This is a genomic window from Lacrimispora sp. YZC11 (assembly GCF_057543815.1).
Genome location: NZ_BAAJYQ010000008.1, coordinates 83,558 through 101,378, shown reverse-complemented (window position 1 = coordinate 101,378; position 17,821 = coordinate 83,558). Strand labels below are relative to the sequence as shown.

General features: G+C 38.8%; 15 protein-coding genes and 1 tRNA gene. 13 read left to right on the top strand and 3 right to left on the bottom strand.

Features of this window, described 5'->3' with window-relative positions; genetic code table 11:
• Position 1 precedes the first annotated feature (1 nt).
• The gene (locus AC27IJ_RS12660; protein WP_312503700.1) at positions 2-778 is read left to right on the top strand and encodes a threonine/serine exporter family protein; all 777 of its coding nucleotides are present in this window, start codon (positions 2-4) and stop codon (positions 776-778) included.
• Complete coding sequence (locus AC27IJ_RS12655; RefSeq protein ID WP_312447840.1) at positions 772-1,191, top strand: threonine/serine exporter family protein; 420 nt, start codon at positions 772-774, stop codon at positions 1,189-1,191. Before AC27IJ_RS12660 ends, AC27IJ_RS12655 begins: the two co-directional genes overlap by 7 nt.
• On the opposite strand, the gene AC27IJ_RS12650 is transcribed toward AC27IJ_RS12655, so the two are convergent.
• Positions 1,154-2,119 carry a DUF5688 family protein gene (locus tag AC27IJ_RS12650; protein ID WP_487149170.1) on the bottom strand — a complete coding sequence of 322 codons (966 nt, stop codon included), beginning with the start codon at positions 2,117-2,119 and terminating at the stop codon, positions 1,154-1,156. The two genes, AC27IJ_RS12655 and AC27IJ_RS12650, sit on opposite strands and share 38 nt — an antisense overlap.
• 372 nt (positions 2,120-2,491) lie before the next feature.
• Between AC27IJ_RS12650 and AC27IJ_RS12645 the strand changes: the two genes are divergently transcribed.
• The 3 genes from AC27IJ_RS12645 to AC27IJ_RS12635 all read left to right on the top strand — a co-directional run bounded on the left by AC27IJ_RS12645 (position 2,492) and on the right by AC27IJ_RS12635 (position 3,445).
• Positions 2,492-2,692, top strand: coding sequence for a hypothetical protein (locus AC27IJ_RS12645; RefSeq protein WP_487149168.1), 201 nt, complete (start codon positions 2,492-2,494; stop codon positions 2,690-2,692).
• Between the two features lie 136 nt (positions 2,693-2,828).
• Complete coding sequence (locus AC27IJ_RS12640) at positions 2,829-3,002, top strand: cold-shock protein (protein ID WP_312447836.1); 174 nt, start codon at positions 2,829-2,831, stop codon at positions 3,000-3,002.
• On the top strand, positions 2,990-3,445 hold the full coding sequence (locus AC27IJ_RS12635) for an HNH endonuclease family protein (RefSeq protein ID WP_442913732.1): 456 nt from the start codon (positions 2,990-2,992) through the stop codon (positions 3,443-3,445). The genes AC27IJ_RS12640 and AC27IJ_RS12635 overlap by 13 nt, the downstream gene beginning before the upstream one ends.
• Positions 3,446-5,696: 2,251 nt before the next feature.
• On the opposite strand, the gene AC27IJ_RS12630 is transcribed toward AC27IJ_RS12635, so the two are convergent.
• Complete coding sequence (locus AC27IJ_RS12630) at positions 5,697-6,326, bottom strand: hypothetical protein (RefSeq protein ID WP_487149165.1); 630 nt, start codon at positions 6,324-6,326, stop codon at positions 5,697-5,699.
• Between the two features lie 1,588 nt (positions 6,327-7,914).
• Here AC27IJ_RS12630 and AC27IJ_RS12625 point away from each other — a divergent pair.
• The 3 genes from AC27IJ_RS12625 (at position 7,915) to AC27IJ_RS12615 (ending at position 12,230) form a co-directional block, all read left to right on the top strand.
• Positions 7,915-8,469: a hypothetical protein gene (locus AC27IJ_RS12625; protein ID WP_312447830.1), complete on the top strand. Its 555-nt coding sequence runs from the start codon at positions 7,915-7,917 to the stop codon at positions 8,467-8,469.
• Between the two features lie 663 nt (positions 8,470-9,132).
• A complete protein-coding gene (locus AC27IJ_RS12620) occupies positions 9,133-10,278 on the top strand; it encodes a PspC-like choline-binding domain-containing protein (RefSeq protein ID WP_312447829.1) in 1,146 nt (381 codons plus the stop codon).
• A gap of 854 nt (positions 10,279-11,132) precedes the next feature.
• Positions 11,133-12,230, top strand: coding sequence for a tyrosine-type recombinase/integrase (locus tag AC27IJ_RS12615; RefSeq protein ID WP_312447826.1), 1,098 nt, complete (start codon positions 11,133-11,135; stop codon positions 12,228-12,230).
• A 323-nt stretch (positions 12,231-12,553) separates the two neighbouring features.
• Here the strand turns inward: AC27IJ_RS12615 and AC27IJ_RS12610 are convergent.
• Positions 12,554-12,625, bottom strand: a tRNA-Arg gene (locus tag AC27IJ_RS12610).
• Positions 12,626-12,737: 112 nt separating this feature from the next.
• On the opposite strand from AC27IJ_RS12610, the gene AC27IJ_RS12605 reads away from it, so the two are divergent.
• The 5 genes from AC27IJ_RS12605 to AC27IJ_RS12585 all read left to right on the top strand — a co-directional run bounded on the left by AC27IJ_RS12605 (position 12,738) and on the right by AC27IJ_RS12585 (position 17,612).
• Entirely contained in the window at positions 12,738-13,505 is a 768-nt protein-coding gene (locus tag AC27IJ_RS12605; RefSeq protein ID WP_487149162.1) for a hypothetical protein, read from the top strand.
• Between the two features lie 64 nt (positions 13,506-13,569).
• Positions 13,570-14,619 carry a tRNA preQ1(34) S-adenosylmethionine ribosyltransferase-isomerase QueA gene (gene queA / locus AC27IJ_RS12600; RefSeq protein ID WP_487149160.1) on the top strand — a complete coding sequence of 350 codons (1,050 nt, stop codon included), beginning with the start codon at positions 13,570-13,572 and terminating at the stop codon, positions 14,617-14,619.
• 78 nt (positions 14,620-14,697) lie between these two features.
• Entirely contained in the window at positions 14,698-15,360 is a 663-nt protein-coding gene (locus AC27IJ_RS12595; RefSeq protein ID WP_312447822.1) for a redox-sensing transcriptional repressor Rex, read from the top strand.
• Between the two features lie 17 nt (positions 15,361-15,377).
• Positions 15,378-16,292 (top strand): LysR family transcriptional regulator, encoded by a 915-nt coding sequence (locus AC27IJ_RS12590; RefSeq protein ID WP_312447821.1) that lies wholly within the window; start codon positions 15,378-15,380, stop codon positions 16,290-16,292.
• Positions 16,293-16,421: 129 nt separating this feature from the next.
• Positions 16,422-17,612, top strand: a complete 1,191-nt coding sequence (locus AC27IJ_RS12585; RefSeq protein WP_312447819.1) for an iron-containing alcohol dehydrogenase — start codon at positions 16,422-16,424, stop codon at positions 17,610-17,612.
• Positions 17,613-17,821: the final 209 nt, after the last annotated feature.

Genomic DNA, 17,821 nt, shown 5'->3' with positions numbered 1-17,821 from the left:
TATGAATGATAAGCTGCTTGTGGAAACTGCGGTTCTGGCAGGTGAAATTATGCTGGTAAGCGGTGCGGAAATTTACCGGGTGGAGAATACCATTGACCACATTTTACGAAAGGCAGGCAGGGATACTGCGGAAGCCATTGTTTTTTCTACAGGGATTTTCGCGTCCCTTAACGATCCCTCCATTGAGGCTATAACAGTAGCCAGAAGAGTTACCGGAAGATCCACCAACTTAAACAGGGTCTATCTGGTCAATGAAGTTTCCAGAATGCTGTGTGAAGACCGTATGACGGTGGAGGAGGCCTATGACAGGCTGAAGGGGATACGGGATTCGGTTCAGTACGGCAGGAGACTAAAGGATATTGGAGTTATAGGAGTGGCAGTATTCTTTACCCTGCTTTTAGGCGGAGGAGCAAGAGACTGCCTGGCGGCTGCCGTGACCGGAATTTCATTAGCAGCGGCCATGGAGGCTTCCGCAAGGATCAGGCTCAACGACTTCTGTGCCAATGGGATCTGCGCATTATTAATTGCAATTACCACCCTTTTTATGGAACGGTGGTTTATGCCTGGGATCAAAAGTGACATTATCATCATCGGTGCTATCATGCCTCTGGTTCCCGGTGTTATATTTACAACGGCGATCCGGGATACCTTAAACGGAGACTATGCCTCGGGAACGGCCAGGATCATGGAGGCAGTAGTGATCGCTCTTGCTGTGGCGGCAGGGGTGGGAGCTGGCATGGGCTTATATCAGTGGATGACAGGAGGGCTTTCATGGTAGTACAGACGATTGGTGCTTTCCTGGCTGTAATCAGCTTTTCTTTAATTTTGGAGCTTCCAAAGAAGCATGTGGTTCTGGCTGGAGGAATCGGTGCGGCCAGTTGGCTTGTCTATCTATTGGTGCATGCCGCAGCCGGATCCGTCATAGCCGCGGCCTTTTTATCCAGTCTGCTGGTGGCTTTATCCAGCCATATCTTTGCGCGGATTTTTAAAGCTCCGGTCACGGTGTTTCTGGTGGCAGGAATTCTGCCGTCTGTTCCAGGAACGTCCATCTACCGGAGCGTGTCATATGTGATCGCAAATAACCCGGAACTTTCCAGCCACTATCTGGTGGAAACACTTCAAGTTTCAGGTGCCATAGCAATGGCTATTTTTATCATGGATTCTTTGTTCCGATTGGGGCAGAAGAAGTGAATGCAATGGTAAGTTTACCGCTGCTTCTGGAATAGAAATAGATGTGATTGGACAGACGGTCTTCTTCCGGTACTTCTTCCTGGTTAATGGAGAAGACGGTTTCTGCTAATTCATCAAAAGAAATATCTTCGTTATATGGAATGATGAGGACTTCGTGAATGCTGGAGGGCAGTATGATCAAATCGCTGCCGCTGCATGATGCGAAGTCTTTTAATATTCCTTCATATAGCAGGCACCCGGCTCCGTTTATTCCGGAGGAATTGGACAGCACGTACATAGGAGGAGACAGGGGGGAATCATCAAAGAACTCTTCCAGGGTGTCTTCGTTTATCTCGTCTTCGGACGACTTTTTTACAATGTCTTTTATGGCTTCGGGAAGAGAACGGATGCGGGCAGGAAAAAGGCGGGGAGTATTTGTTATGGCTGCCAGGGATAATTCCTCTGTAGACCGGTTCCAGGCCTTTTGATGGCGGTTGTGGATGAGGGCGGTAAGGAGACTGTCTTCGTCTTTTTGAAAGGAAATGTAGAATATAATGGAAAGATCTAGCTGCGGATAGTTGATATGAGGGACTTCCTTTAGCAGTTCCCGGTTGGCCGGCTCGTTGATAAGGCGGAAGATGACCTTTTCCATGATCTGTTCCTGGGACAGGAATTCTTCGATTGGAAGGTCATCCGGAAGAGGGCTGCTTTGGTAAAGAGCCATGATGTCATCCAGGATGGCATTAAGAGGTCTGCCCTTTTGGTATGATTCATAGAAGTGGTTTAAATAGATGGTGGGGGCTGCCCGTTCGTCCTCCTTTCCAATGCAAAGCCCATGAAGGATAAGTCCGTTGTTCTTTGTGATAGGCTGGAGAATCAGAGTGAAATCCGGCCCCAGCCTCTCTTTCATGGATTGTTTGACAGTTTCCAGAAATGTTTCGTATACCATATGTATACCTCCTTAGATTTGTTTATGTAAACTGCTTGGAGCAGAATTACAATAAGAATAGAGTGGAGACAGAAATGTTGAATGAAGTTAATTATCATACAATGTAGTAAAAACCAACGTTCTAAGCGTTGTTAATAACAATTTGACAACTTATTGACCACTTATATAGTTGGACATCTAAATAAGTCCATATGCTTGTAGAGATATGAGTATATGGGCTTATTTTAGTGCCTTAAATTATCATTTCCGCACTGACGTACATGAAAGCCGAATATGGAGATTCTGGTGCGCCATAGAGGCATTGTTAAGGTATACCTTGAAACATGGGTTTCGTTTGATGTAAAAAACAGTAAAAGGAAGGAACAAAGAATTATGGCAAAGAGAGTAAGTAATATGAATGAATTGGCTGCTGCTTCAAAACCTACTATGTTAGGTATTGTTGATGAGATGGCAGAAAGAGTCTATCAGACATTGAATTATTTTCTACAAGAGTATTATGACAGTTATGATCCCAAATACTACCGCAGACAACGTGATTTTTTGCGTTCAGCAGTAAGGTTGAACCAAAAGTAAAAGGTAATAAAGTAATAGCTTCTGTGTACATTGATACAGATTCTATGGACGTTAGTGACATATTGAAGGAACAATTAAAGGAAAGGTTAAGTGAAAATCTAAAAAAGGGAATTGTTGGATTGGAAGGAGGAGGAGAATGATCGGAAGAGTGACCAGATATTTTAATGAAAAGAGATACGGATTTATTCGTAGAGACGACAACCAGACATATTTTATTCATGCATCCAAATTAAACGGTGAACAAATAAAAACCGGATATTTGGTGCTTTTCAGGCCGTTTTCTAATGATAGATTAGAGTGTGGCATATAGACAGGAACAAAGATAACTGTTATTACAAAAATTTGGTATGGGTGACAAAGAGAGAATATGTTGACTTGGATAGAGAGGTATTACTTGTATCTGAATTAGGCAGACAACAGGAATATGTCCTTTATATCACATTGAAAAGCAATGTTGCCTATTCCATCTGGAATGGTATATATAATCGTTGCTATCGGACGACCGAAAGTAATATAGGGTCAAGTTATGATAAGGCTACAATGTGTGAACAGTGGTTAAAAGACAAGGATATTTTTGCAGAATGGCACAATGCAAATTATTATGAGTGCGAGGGGGAATCCATGGCGGTCGATAAGGATTTATTGTGTCCTGGTAACTCTGAATATGATCCTGACAAATGCTGTATTATACCACAGACAATCAATATTATGCTGTTTAAATGTAAAAGCATAGTATGCAAAAATGGAAAGTGATTTTCGTCTGAAGAACAGTCATTAAAAACGAAATCCATATTTTTGTTATAATCCCAAGCATTTAATAGATATTTGTAATGTTTAGCGTTAGTATAATCAAATGAAACAAACCCCTTTTTCTTTACTATATAGCCCCCCTTAGAGATTTTATTGTTACTATATTACCTCTTTATATGGCATAAGTCAATTGTATTGATCTGAAATTATTCATGATGAAAGGCGAAAATATGAAGTGTAATCATGAATGGAAAGAAATAAAGAGAAGGTATTATTTTGATTTCTGTGGATATAAAGTTTCGAAAAATATAATGTACTGCGAGAAATGTAATAATAAAATTGTTAAGAAATATTATTTGAATAAGTTAGTAAGGCATATGGGATAAAAATATCTGATATGCCTCTTTTTTTATTTTAAAGATATGGTATGCTTATATAAGTACTATAGTTTGATTTTTACTGGTGAAACCCAGGGTTGCTAAGCCGGCCTATCATTTTAGATAGTGCTGGCTTTATGCATATAAATGTAGCAGTTTCATGTAATTATTGGAAGATAATTTTATTGGAATATATTTTATATTTGTGGTGTTTGCATAAATAATGAAACCTCCATAATTGTAGTGAAATATCGCATTCACATAACCTATCAAAAAGGAATCAGAGTAAAATGCTCACATCTCTACATATAATTATAGGATATTTAGCAACAAGGTGCAAGCCGCACGAATATTAGGTACTTATAGTCGAAATAAGGCGAGTTATTGGATTTATCATTGTTTCCAGATATAATAAAGGATTAAATTCACAATTTGATGCCTCTCCTTTTGAAGTGAATATTGAAATGAGTGAAGAGGCGGTATGAATTATTCGTATTGCCTCTTTTCTTGTGTGAAAAGTGAGGAGAATTAAAAACGACTAAGGAACAAATTGCTAATAAAAAAGTTATTGATACAAATAAGTCCGGTATGGAATTGATTGCAAGGGGTGAAGTCTTTGTGCTAGTATCTTTAATCATAAGGGTTTTTATTAAAGTACGGATTAATTATAATATTATGTATCTTCAGTACGACTTCTGCTATGGTGTGTTATATAATAATTGATACCGAAACTAAGTTAGTAATGTGATTAGGCAAGTAGCATTAGGTGATTTTGATTTATATTATAAAAAAATAGACTCATTGTTGAGAGGTAACATTTGGTCTGAAATTAAGTATGGTAGGGTGTAGCCGTTTCATTTGGTTACACCCTTATTTTTTCCGCCTGTTTCAACTTCTTTCTTTCCTCTGTCTGTACCTCAGTACTTCCATAATAGTTCCTTATATCGTCAATGCTCAATTTCTTAGGATAAGGGTATGGAGGAAATTCCTACTGGGATAAAAGAGGTCAAGACAGTAGATGCAGAATATTGAAGGTATATTAGAACAATAATAAAAGAGGACTTGATTTCCCAAGCCCTCCATTGTATAATCTACTTAGAAAGGTTTTCGGAATTGATTTTCCGATTGCCCTCAGTAAAATACCTATTTTGAAATAGCATCTACTTTGGACGGTGGGATGCTATTTCTTTTTGCAGTATATCTGTCAATCCAGTCAATAAGGAAGATCGAATAAGATTCTCTGGTAATTTCAGTAAGATGGAAAATGCCAGGCCTTCTGCTTCGTTATAAATATTGTAGAACAGCTCTTTAAATCTGTTGCGTTTCTTAAGTTCAAATGTTTTCATATTGCCTAGATCAGTTGGACATGATTTTATTTCCAATGTGATAGGAGATTAAGAATACGAAAAGTACAGATGTTTTTAAGTAGAAATGTAAGCAATAATGCCACCAAGAAAAAGACTGCAAAAGTCCAAAGAAGATGTCCCAAAACTAGAAGGACATCCTCTTGACTAACCACCTGCTAATGGCGGAAATATAAATGATACATTCAATACCAATATGATAATTGACTTTATTTAAATGTTATTGAAAAAGTATTTACTGTAATAGGATCTGATGAATAATTCGCAATTATACCATAGAAATAGCCAGCTTCAGACGGTGTATAACTCTGTTTAACAGCAATTGCTTGTAAAGTTTCACCAGCTACTTCACCTAAATTAACTTCATTTAATGACCAGTGGTGGGAAGCAGATCTATTTAACTGATAATTTACCGTAATCTTATTACCGTCCTTGCTATGTACCTCATATTCCCACTGAACTTCATTAATATTCTGGGAGGTTTCTTCGGCAAATGAGGCAACTGCCCCTTTCTTATCTATTGGTATTGAATGTAATACTACCCTCTTTTAATGCAATATTTTCCGAGGAAAAATTAGCAATATACAAATAATACTCTCCGGTTTCTTGGATTTCTTCTGTATACTTCCCCGTTCTATTTTCATAAATATTGCCCTTAGTCATAGTGTTATTTTTAATATACCCTACGGCCATTGACTGCGTTTCTGAAAAATCTACAAGATATTTTTCAAAAGAATAAATAATGGAATCCCCTTTCTCTAATTCCCAACCTGATCCATCGGGTTTTGTAAAAACTGCTACACTGCCATTATTAAATATTATTTTAGGAGTAATATACCTATCATTTTCTTTAGTTGTTTTGAATTGGGATATAGCAACAGGTATAAATTCTTCACTATCAATAATAATTGAATTATCTGGCATGGAATGAAGAATAGGCTCTTTACCGCTTTGGTCATCTTTGGTATAGACAGTAGCGCCATTAGTAATTACCTCTCTACCGATTAGATGCCTATTAGTAATCGAAATCAATTCTGGTTTAGAAATAGAATTCTCTTTAATAAAAATTTCAAAAATAAATAGTGTAATCAGAAATAGAGATAGTGCAATTGCAATACTCTTGACTTTTGTTCGATTTTTCATTGGTTTTTCTCCTACATTAATATTATAATAAAAGCATAACACATTATAGAGGAAAGAAAATTACAAATTTATTATTATTAACTTAATTACGCTAATAACTATATATTTGTCTGACAAAATACCGATATACGACAAATATCGACATTATTATAAAGGGTTTAGTATTAGATACAGTAATGTGTTTTTCCATGTGCAATCCACGTTCCCAGAATTGGGAGCGTCAACATATCAGCACAACTATTTCCTGTGATAAAGACATGAAAAATAGATATAGGATAATTGGATTTATCTAGTTCAGGATATATGTATTCTGGGCTTATTTGCTATGGGACTGAATTAACGTAAAATGGCGGTTTTGTAAGTGGCCAATATTGAAGTAATGCTTATAGAATAAGCGTTTCTTTGATGGGACCATATATGGAGCCTTATTTTATAGGAGTTATGACAAAGATTCCCCTTAAAATACGGCATTTAAGGGATTGCCCCTGGGATATAAAAGTCATAATGTTAATCACACCCCCCATAGTGATTTTCTTGAATCTCTGGTTAATATAAAGGTGGTTCAATGAATGACATTAGAATTAATTACGACAAGAACAACGAGGTTTCTTATAACCTAGAAACTAGGATATGTAATAAATGCGGAAGAGAATTACCGATGGGCAGTTTCAGGCTTATGGATAACAAAGTGAATGTACCTTATTACCTGGAGCAGTGTAAAGCGTGTGAATACATGTATCAGCGAGAATATATTGAGACTAAACAAGAAATAAAGTTTTCAGACAACTTAGATATACTAATGAATCGACACTTTAAAAAAATAAAGCAAGAAAGAGTTTTGAATTTATCATATATCCAATAATTCCAATAGGCACAGATGAAACATTTATAAGACTGATGGATTATAAGGACTACTGGATTTCTAACTATGGTCTCATGATTCATTACGCATACAAAAAATATTCCTTGCTTACAGGCAGTTGTGACAATAATGGAACTTTAGGATATCGTGTATCAAAAAATGTTTTGTGCAATGGTAAGTGGGTTTACGAGCAGAAAAAATGGAAGATTGAAGTTAATGATTGATGATTATGCATAATGAATAGGAAGTACGTGTATATAGGAGGATAGGAGTATGGATCTCGCTCTATGACGGAACTTGTTGTATTAGAGTTTGAATTTAGTTAAATAACTACAAATGGGTATATTAGAAAAGTTACAATAAAATGGCTATGATATGAATTTTTGGAAAAGAAAAAACTGAAAAATCTCTATTTTATATTATTTATGTTCGAAATTTGTGAATGTTTCTAGATTTACTTATTTATAGTAATTAAATATAAATTGCGTTAAGGAAGAAAAAATTAACGAAAATTGCAAAAATATTTATTCAGAGATATATTGTAGTATAATATCAATATAAGTTAGTGAATTTTGTATATACTAATTAACATTATTAAATATGAAATGCTTTTTATATGAGTTTTATATATTTTGAAAGAAGGTGATTCCAATGGTTTGAGTTGATTTAAACCGGATAACTATATGACGCTTACCTTATAAGCACATCTCAAAGGGGGAATTTATTATGACTATGATTAAAAAAATAACTAGCCTCGTTTTATTGCTTACTTTTTTTTGCACTGGAACTGCATTAGCTTCGGGACAAGATTCTGTCACTACAGATGATTTAAAGGTAATATCAAAAAAAGAGATTCCATCTAATGTAACCCCAGTATCATTCAAATCAGATGAAGAAGCTGTGGCATACCTAAATCAGGTGTTTAACAATATTAATGTACAAACAAATTTCGATATCCTAACTCGTGCTACTAACGGGAATACAACAGTAGCTACTACCAAAGTTAGTACTGGTACGATTTCTTTAAAATTAAGATATACAACTTCTGGCAATGGAAACACAGGGACGATCACTAGCCTTGACCCATATACGACATTTACTGGTTTTACTTTAGGTTTTGGTTGGACAGAAAACAGTATTGGTGCAACAATTACTTCTAGTAGAAAAGATGTATATGTTTATACTGACGGAACAATTGATTATTATCTTTTAATAGATGGATTGTTAAAACTTTACAGCAGACCAATTAGTATGTCTGGTACTGTATCTGTAATTCGGTGATAATATGGTATTGTTTAATTATATTTGGACAGCTATAAATTATTCATTACTTATAATTGTTATTATTTTGATAATAATATTTATCAAAAAACGCAAAAGCTAAAGATTATAGCAACCAAGAGTGGGAGTGATTAATTACTCTCACTCTTGGTTGTTTGCCTATATGTGATTTTAAGACTATCTGATATAATTTTTTTCGCATTTAACTAGGAGGATATGTAGTGAAAAAATTAATTTTATCAATAATAGTAAATTAATAATGAAAGTCAACATTATACTTAAACCCTTGTGGATTTATTATAGAAGAAAAGGATATAAAAAGTTTTAATACCTATGATATTTCAAATTTGAGCGAAAGCGAAAATAGGGGTCTTATATGAATATATATTCTTATATGATAGGGGACTGCACTTTTTGCTACGCCAAACCGGGGTATACTTTCACATTTTTACTCAAAGTATCCTACGCGAAACCGGGGTATACTTTAGAAATTTCAATTATAGCTAAAGTCAAAAAAGCAAACCCACCAAATTGATAAGTCCGCTTTTTCATTCGATTTTATTTTTGCGGAAAATCAAGGGGAGAGAGTATTGTAATTGCCATATAAATACCATATAATCGTGTTATATAGCACTTTATTTTGAAGTTATTTAGAGGAGGAATATGAGGAAGAAAATAAAAGGAGCAGTTCTTGCTGCTATTTTTTCAATCATGTTGGTTTTTTCATCATCTGCGGAATCAAACAAGCCGTATTCACCAAAGAACAGTGCAGGAACGGTATTTAAATCGGAGAATATTGCATGGACGCAGACTGATCAGGGGTGGACTTGCAGTTACAACCGAGATGGGCAGCAGTTTACAGGGCAGTGGGTTTCAATTTATAAAAAAGAAGGAAATAAAGAAGTAAGGAAATGGTATTATTTTAACGAAAGCGGAGTCATGCAAATAGGCTGGTTGTTTTTTGATAATGATTGGTTTTACCTGCAGTCGGATGGTAGTGCTATAATTGGTGATAGTTTGATTCAGGAGATTGATGGTTTTTACTATATGTTTAATCTTCATGGTACTATTTATAGGAATGAGAGTATTACAAGAGAAGGATCTTTGTATACATTTGATGAGCAGGGAAGGATTATTTATTCAGGAGACGACAAACATGCCGGAACTGGATATCGTTACGGCAGTAAAAATCAGTTGGATTATATTAACTTTACCCGTAAGGAAAAGGGTATTACCCCATTAATCCATGATAATAATCTGAATGTAGTTGCAAAACAGGCATTTGATATTACTGTTGCAAATCAAGGCAGCATAACACTTGATAAAGTGTATTCGCTAACAGCGAACCAGACCCAGAATAATATTATTCATGTTGCTTATATTCATTGTGAGGCTCCTGCTGAGGGATATAGCTTGTTTCTTTCAAGCGGCGCAGAGGAGGTTTTGTTAAATCTCTGGTTCACTAGAGTAGGATATTACAAACAAGGTACCAGTATTATGATTATCCTAGCCGCCTATGAGGGAGAAGCAGCAACACAGCTTTCGCCGGAATTAGCTCAGGGACAGTGGTTATTAGACAGTGGGAAATGGAAATATCTGCGGAATGATAATACATATGCCATATCTTGCTGGGTAAAGAATCCGGCAGATGGCGAGTGGTATCACTTTGATGAAATTGGCTATATGAATAAGGGGTGGTTCCAGGATATGGATGGAAAATGGTATTATTTCGACCTGAAAAGCGGAGTAATGCAGGTGAATAAAACTGTTGATGGATATTTGCTTGATTCAGATGGTGTTTGCCAATAATAGATGAGCCTGTGAGCCAATGCTTGCAGGTTCTTTTCGTTTTTATGCCATGTAGATGAGTAGAATGAGATGTACATATGAATTCCGCCAAATTAATGTAATAAGCAGTTTCACATTTCAAATATATCAACCATATCATTCAAATTTTGCCTCAAATACCGCTTAAAATGTCTTGGGCGTTAAACTTGTAAGGATATGGTTTTAGAAGCCCTTATTAGCCTTTAAAACGTATTGTAGATACATTGGGATTTGTTATGCTACGTGTCAGAATGGCACTCGAATATCTGCGTCTTAAATTTAAGATTCAGAGGCACAATAACAAAAGGTTAGAGTCAAATAATTTTACTCCCAATATTAGCCTTATCCGTTTTCTATTTGGGAATCGGTTCTTTTGCTCTTATTTGAGCAGAAGTCTTTTTCGCTATATTGGTAACTAATCGGATTTTCCCGCGTGGGATTAAGTTATAGTTTTTCACGCGTGGGTGAAAAAGGTGTGCGTCTGATGCACATCAGGCGGAAATTGATGCCTTGCAGGAAAAGGCTGATCTATTAGAGAAAACCAATGAAAAGTTGAAGTTACAGATGTCGTTGGAGCAGGCAGAATACAATCTTGCAAGGTCTCTATCTCAGAAGGTATATAAAGAAATCAGAAATGGCGAAGAGGTATATGTTGAGGACTATGACGCTTGAACAGCAGATAGAGGACGCAAAGAAATTACAAATTAGTGAGTGATTAAGGGCGAGGTCAATGCTTACAAAAGAGGCTCTTGATGATTGGTTCAAGAAAAATTCTGGAAAAACTATAAAATATGACTTATTTTGATAAAATATGAGCATGGTCAAATTGATTGCCTATGCTCTACTATTATGGAAAGGATTCGTATAATGAGCGATATGCAACAAAAAGAAAAGATAAAGGTGAAGGTTCAACAAGATTAAGGAAGGATGGACGATATGAATACCGCTATGTAGCAGGAAAAAGACCAGACGGAAAGGCATTATACAAGTCATTTACCGCTAAAACCGAAAGAGAACTTAAACGTAAAATTAAGGAATATAATGAGGACAGGACAAAATATACTGTAAAAGCAGAATCCACATCCTTTCACGACTATGCAGAATTTTGGATGAAGACAGTAAAATATCCTATATTAAAGCCAGTATCATATGACCGTCTTGAGCAGACATACAACACTGTTTGTAATTACATAGGTTGTATTCAACTTGGAAGTGTAACCACAGAGGACAAACAGTACATGATTAACGATTTATCAGCCACAAAGGCATATTCTACGGTTAAGAAGCATTATGAATTTGTAAAAGGGGTATTCCAGTATGCTTATAACTCTCAGAAGATAGCCCTTGATCCATGCCCCGCTGTTCGATTACCAATTGAGCGTAACATGAAAGTAAAAACAAAAAAGACTGAAATTCTACCTGAAAACATAACTGACAAAATGTTTGAGTTTAATAATACATTACGGGAGAGCAATAGTCAGTTCTTTAAGCATATGCCTGTCCTGCTGCTGATTTTAAACACTGGAATGAGAATTGGTGAAGCTTTGGCTTTGGAATGGCAAGACATTGATTTTGAAAAGAGGACTCTAAGGGTAAACAAAACATTGACCATAGCAAAAGAACGAGACAAAAGCGGCTCTGTTGTAGGAAAGCAAAAGAAGACCTTCAGTGATATAACGAAAACGGAATTGGGAAATCGGCTGATACCTTTGAATGACATGGCGGTCTCTCTTCTGACACAGATACAGGATTATAATAGAAGAAAGAAGATTAAAACGGATTATGTAGCAAGTACTGCTGATGGTGGTTATGTTTCTGAACGGAATATTTTGAGAACGTTTAAAAGTGTTCTTGGAGTAGTAGGAGCGGAAGATTATACGATTCATGCATTCAGACATACATTTGTTTCCAGGCTGTTAAAAGCAGGAACATAGATTAGTGTTGTCAGCAAACTATTGGGACACACCGATATTAATACTACATACAGCACATATATCCACGTTTTGAATGATCAGATGACAGACGTAATGTCCGGTATCTCTAAGGTTTAGAGGGGTATTATTTTGACCCATTATCTGACCATTACGCGACCCATTATTGACCCATTATCTTTCAGTAAAAACCAGTAGAAATCAGTAAAAACCAGTAAAAACCAGTAAAAACCAGTAAATGGGAAGATTCGCGAAATGCTGATAAATACGAGAAAGTCCTTATAAAATAAGGCTTTCGAGAGGATTAAAAATAGATAAAAAAAGAATGCATCTGATAGGAATCGAACCTACGCACGCGGCTCCGGAGGCCACTGCTCTATCCACTGAGCTACAGATGCATCTTTTATATTCTACTATAGTTTCTTTTAAAGCGCAATAGTATTTGTTGATTTTTGTCTGTTTTTTTGTTAGAATGAAAAGGAGATTGATTCTCCAGGAGGTCAAGCCCATATGAAGGACTTATTTGAAAAATGGAAGAAGTGTTCCAAGGAAGAAGTCAGACGGATACTGAAATTTCTGTTTTTTCCCTTGGCAGCGATTATATTGATTTTTGCCGTTATTGTTTTGGATAAGCCCGAACAGACAGGAAATGATCCGGCTCATGTATCCTCAGAAGCAGTGGATTCATCGGCTTCTGAGGCTGAAAGCACACCATCAGATTCAGCAAAGGTAGAGATTACGCTGCAGGAAGAGGCCATACCGGCAATTCATGATTTGATGGAAGCATATTTTAAAGCCAGGAAAACCTGCGATATAGAGGCGCTTTCAAAGGTATATGGCAATACCTATTCTGAAGAGGTACTGAGAGAACAGGGAGCCAGAATGGAAGAGGAAGTGAAATTCTACCAGAGTTTTGAAAACCTGGTATGCTATACGGTTCCGGGAGTGGACGAGGGCGAATACCTGGTATATGCCAGATTTGATATCAAATTCCGTCAGGCGGAAACCTTAGCGCCAAGCCTGGTTGTATGCTATGTAAAGACAGCAGCAGATGGAAGCTATTATCTGGCTGCAGATACCAGCGCAGAACAGTCTGAATTTATGGAGAGGGCAAACAAGTCTGAGGCCGTGCAAAGGCAAGCAAAAGAGGTAAACGATAGTCTTGAGAATGTCTTAAAGTCTGACGAAAATCTCCTTGCTGTCTATCACATTCTGATGGATGAGAAGGAAGCGCCGGAAGATACAACCGATTCAGACAGCCAATCAAACAATACGTAAAACAGATGCTTCTCTGCGTAGCACCCTGCAGAGGAGCATTTTTGGCAAAGGAGAGTACAGATTTATGAACGTTAGGGACTTTTATTTTGATCTCCCCCAGGAACTGATTGCCCAGGACCCCCTTGAGGACCGTTCTGCTTCCAGGCTTCTGGTATTGGATAAACACACGGGAGATATTCAGCACAGGCATTTTAGGGACATCCTTTCCTATTTACGGAAAGGGGATTGTCTGGTCATAAATGATACCAAGGTCATTCCGGCAAGATTGTTTGGTGTGAAAGAAGGGACCGAGGCAAAAATAGAAATCCTCTTATTAAAGAGAAGAGAAAACGATATTTGGGAAACTCTTGTAAAGCCCGGGAAAAAGGCAAAGGCAGGAACGGTTATCTCCTTTGGGGAGGGCTTGTTAAAGGGAACTGTAATCGATGTGGTGGAAGAAGGAAACCGTCTTATCCAGTTCTCCTATGAGGGAATTTTTGAAGAGATACTGGACCGTTTGGGACAGATGCCTCTGCCTCCTTATATTACCCACCAGTTAAAGGATAAGAACCGCTATCAGACGGTTTATGCAAAGCATGAGGGATCAGCGGCCGCGCCAACGGCCGGTCTGCATTTTACAAAAGAGCTGCTAAAGGAAATTGAGGATATGGGAGTGTCCATCGCTCATGTGACTCTTCACGTGGGTCTTGGTACCTTTCGCCCGGTGAAGGTGGATGAGATCGAAGCACATCATATGCACTCTGAATTCTATATTATAGAAGAGGAAGAGGCGAAAAAGGTCAATGACACGAAAAAAAACGGCGGCCGCATCGTCTGTGTGGGAACGACCAGCTGCCGTACGGTGGAATCTGCTTCCACAGAAGAAGGGAATTTAAAGGCAGGAAGCGGATGGACGGAAATCTTTATTTATCCAGGATACCGTTTTAAGATTCTGGACTGCCTGATCACGAATTTTCATTTGCCTGAATCTACGCTGGTAATGCTGGTATCCGCTCTTGCAGGGAGGGATCATGTGCTTCATGCCTATGAGGAAGCCATTAAAGAGCGTTACCGTTTCTTTAGTTTCGGCGATGCCATGCTTCTTACGGACCTTCATAAGGAAGGGGAGTCTTAAGAACTGAAACGCAACAGCTTTGAAAATTAAGGGAAATGATGAATCCAGCAGTTAAAAATAAGGTGGGGGTACACACTTATGGAAGAGAAAAAAAACATGGTCGGAGGAATATCCAGGAAGACTTTGGAGCGCCTTCCGATGTATCATCATTATCTGGAACGGAAATATCGGGAAGGAACAGAGACAATATCGGCGCCGGCCATTGCCCTGGATCTTCAGCTTAATGAGGTTCAGGTGCGCAAGGATCTGGCAATGGTGGCAAAAACAGCCGGAAAGCCCAAATTGGGATATGTGGTGAAGAACTTAATCAGAGACATGGAGGAGTTTTTGGGGTTTCATAATGCGAACCAGGCAGCTCTGGTAGGAGTCGGATCCCTGGGCAAAGCCCTTCTGTCTTATAAAGGGTTTGAGCAGTATGGTGTGGAGATAGTCCTGGCTTTTGATTCCGATGGAAGAAGGGTGAATACAAAAACAGGAGGAAAGCCGGTTTTTCCCATGGAAAAGCTGGAAAACCTCTGCCAGAGAATGAACATACACATCGGCATCATCACGGTTCCGGCGGAATGTGCCCAGGAGGTATGCAACCGCCTGGTAAACGGCGGTGTAAAGGCCATATGGAATTTTGCTCCAACCCACTTAACCGTACCCGATCATGTGCTGGTGCAGAACGAGAACATGGCTGTGTCGCTGGCCGCTCTGTCCAAATATCTTTATGAGGCGGACAAGGAAGGCAGCCAGTAGGCCAAGGAGGAAGATGATTGAATACCGTATTGTTACAATATGCCGTTGAGGTGGAAAAAACAGGCTCCATTACCCAGGCTGCCGTCAACCTTTACATGGACCAGCCTAATTTAAGCAAGGCGATTAAAACGTTGGAAGAAAGCCTGGGCGCACCGATTTTCAGACGGACTTCCAAAGGCATGGTTCCTACGGCAAGAGGAAGGATTTTTCTGGAGCATGCCAGAAATGTCCTGGACCAGATCGAGAAGATGGAACATTTATATAAACCGGATGAGGTAAGAGGGGTGGAGTTTTCTCTTTCCATGCCAAGGGCAAGCTATCTAAGCCTTGCATTTTCCAGATTCATCCGAAGTCTTTACCAGGAGGAAGGAATTTGTGTATGGCTTCGGGAGACAAATTCCGCAGATACTTTAAAGGATGTGGAAACAGGAGAATATAATCTGGGAATCATCCGGTATCAGTCCTCTTTAGAAGGGCATTATACCCAGGCAGCAGCGGCAAAAGGCCTTCTTATGGAACCGGTTTTGGAATATTCCTTAAGGCTTCTCATGTCCGCAGATCATCCCCTGGCAGAAAAAGAGGAAATCACGGGAGAGGATTTGCTGCCGTATATAGAAATTGTCCATGGTGACGGAGCAACGGGCCGCCGGGAGAATTTTGAAAAGAAGGGAAGACTTTTGGAATCTCCAAAACGCGTTTACGTATTTGAGAGAGGAAGCCAGTTCAATCTTTTGCTGGAAGATCCTCATACGTATATGTGGGTTTCTCCCATGCCGGAAGAGCTCCTTACAAGGTATGGCCTGGTGGAACGGCAGTGCAGAAAAAAGACCGGGACCTTTCGGGATGTGCTGGTTTACAGGAAAGGGTATTCGTTTACGGCCTGGGATAAAGGATTTTTAAATGAGCTGGAAGCAGTGAAGAATATTTTTTAGAATAGGAATGTTAAATATATATCAGTATCTATATACTGATATATATTTTTTTACCTTTGTAATTCCTGCATGGTTGAGCTACAATATAGCTATAACAAAGAACTGGAATTTTACAAGGAGGATTATACGATGGCAAGATTTACATTACCGAGAGACTTGTATCACGGAAAGGGCGCCCTGGAAGAGCTTAAGAATATAAAAGGAAAAAAGGCAATTGTGGTTGTCGGCGGCGGCTCCATGAAACGTTTTGGATTTCTTGGCAGGGTCGAAGCCTGTCTAAAGGAAGCCGGAATGGAAGTAAAGCTGTTTGAAGGCGTAGAGCCGGATCCCAGCGTGGATACGGTGATGAAGGGCGCTGAAATGATGCGGGAGTTTGAGCCGGATTGGATCGTTGCCATCGGCGGAGGATCCCCTATTGATGCGGCAAAAGCTATGTGGGCATTCTATGAGTATCCTGATACCACATTTGAAGATTTATGCATTCCTTTTAATTTCCCGACTTTGAGAACAAAGGCAAGATTCTGTGCCATTCCGTCTACCTCTGGTACGGCTACCGAGGTTACAGCATTCAGCGTAATTACGGACTATAAAAAGGGAGTGAAATATCCGCTGGCAGATTTCAACATCACACCGGATATTGCAATCGTTGATCCGGACCTGGCTGAGACCATGCCTCAGAAGCTGACCGCCCATACCGGTATGGATGCCCTGACTCATGCGGTTGAAGCTTACGTATCCACCCTTCATTGCGATTATACTGATCCTCTGGCTCTTCATGCGATCAAGATGATACATAATGACTTAAATGATTCTTACAATGGGGACAAAGAAGCCCGTGCCCGCATGCATAATGCCCAGTGTCTGGCCGGTATGGCATTCTCCAATGCTCTTTTGGGAATTGTTCATTCCATGGCACATAAGACAGGTGCCGCTTATTCAGGGGGACATATTGTCCATGGCTGTGCAAACGCCATGTATCTTCCAAAAGTAATTAAGTTTAATTCCAAGGTTTCTGAGGCTGCAAAACGTTATGCAGAGATTGCCCGCTTCATTGACTTAAAGGGGAATAATGATGAGGAGCTGGTTGATGCATTGATCGCAGAGATCCGTTCCATGAACAAAAAGCTGGATATTCCTGCTTGTATTAAGGAATATGAAGGTGGAATCATTGACGAAGCAGAGTTCAATGATAAATTAAAGACAGTAGCAGAGCTGGCAGTAGGTGATGCATGCACCGGCTCCAATCCAAGGCCGATTGCGCCCGCAGAGATGGAGAAACTGTTAACCTGTTGTTACTATGATAAAGAGGTAGATTTTTAAATAATCTCCAGTAAATGAATGCAATGTGTGCAGCAGGCGCAGAACCTTATGGTTTTGCGCCTGTTGTGCGTGAAAAGAGGTTTGACAGTAAAGTTCATCTGTGATATGGTAATCGGGAAAATGGTTAGAGTTCAGCCATGCAGTAACATTTACGGGATTTTTTTGTGCGAACTTGTTCACAAAACACGGATTAGGAATGGTATGGCCGA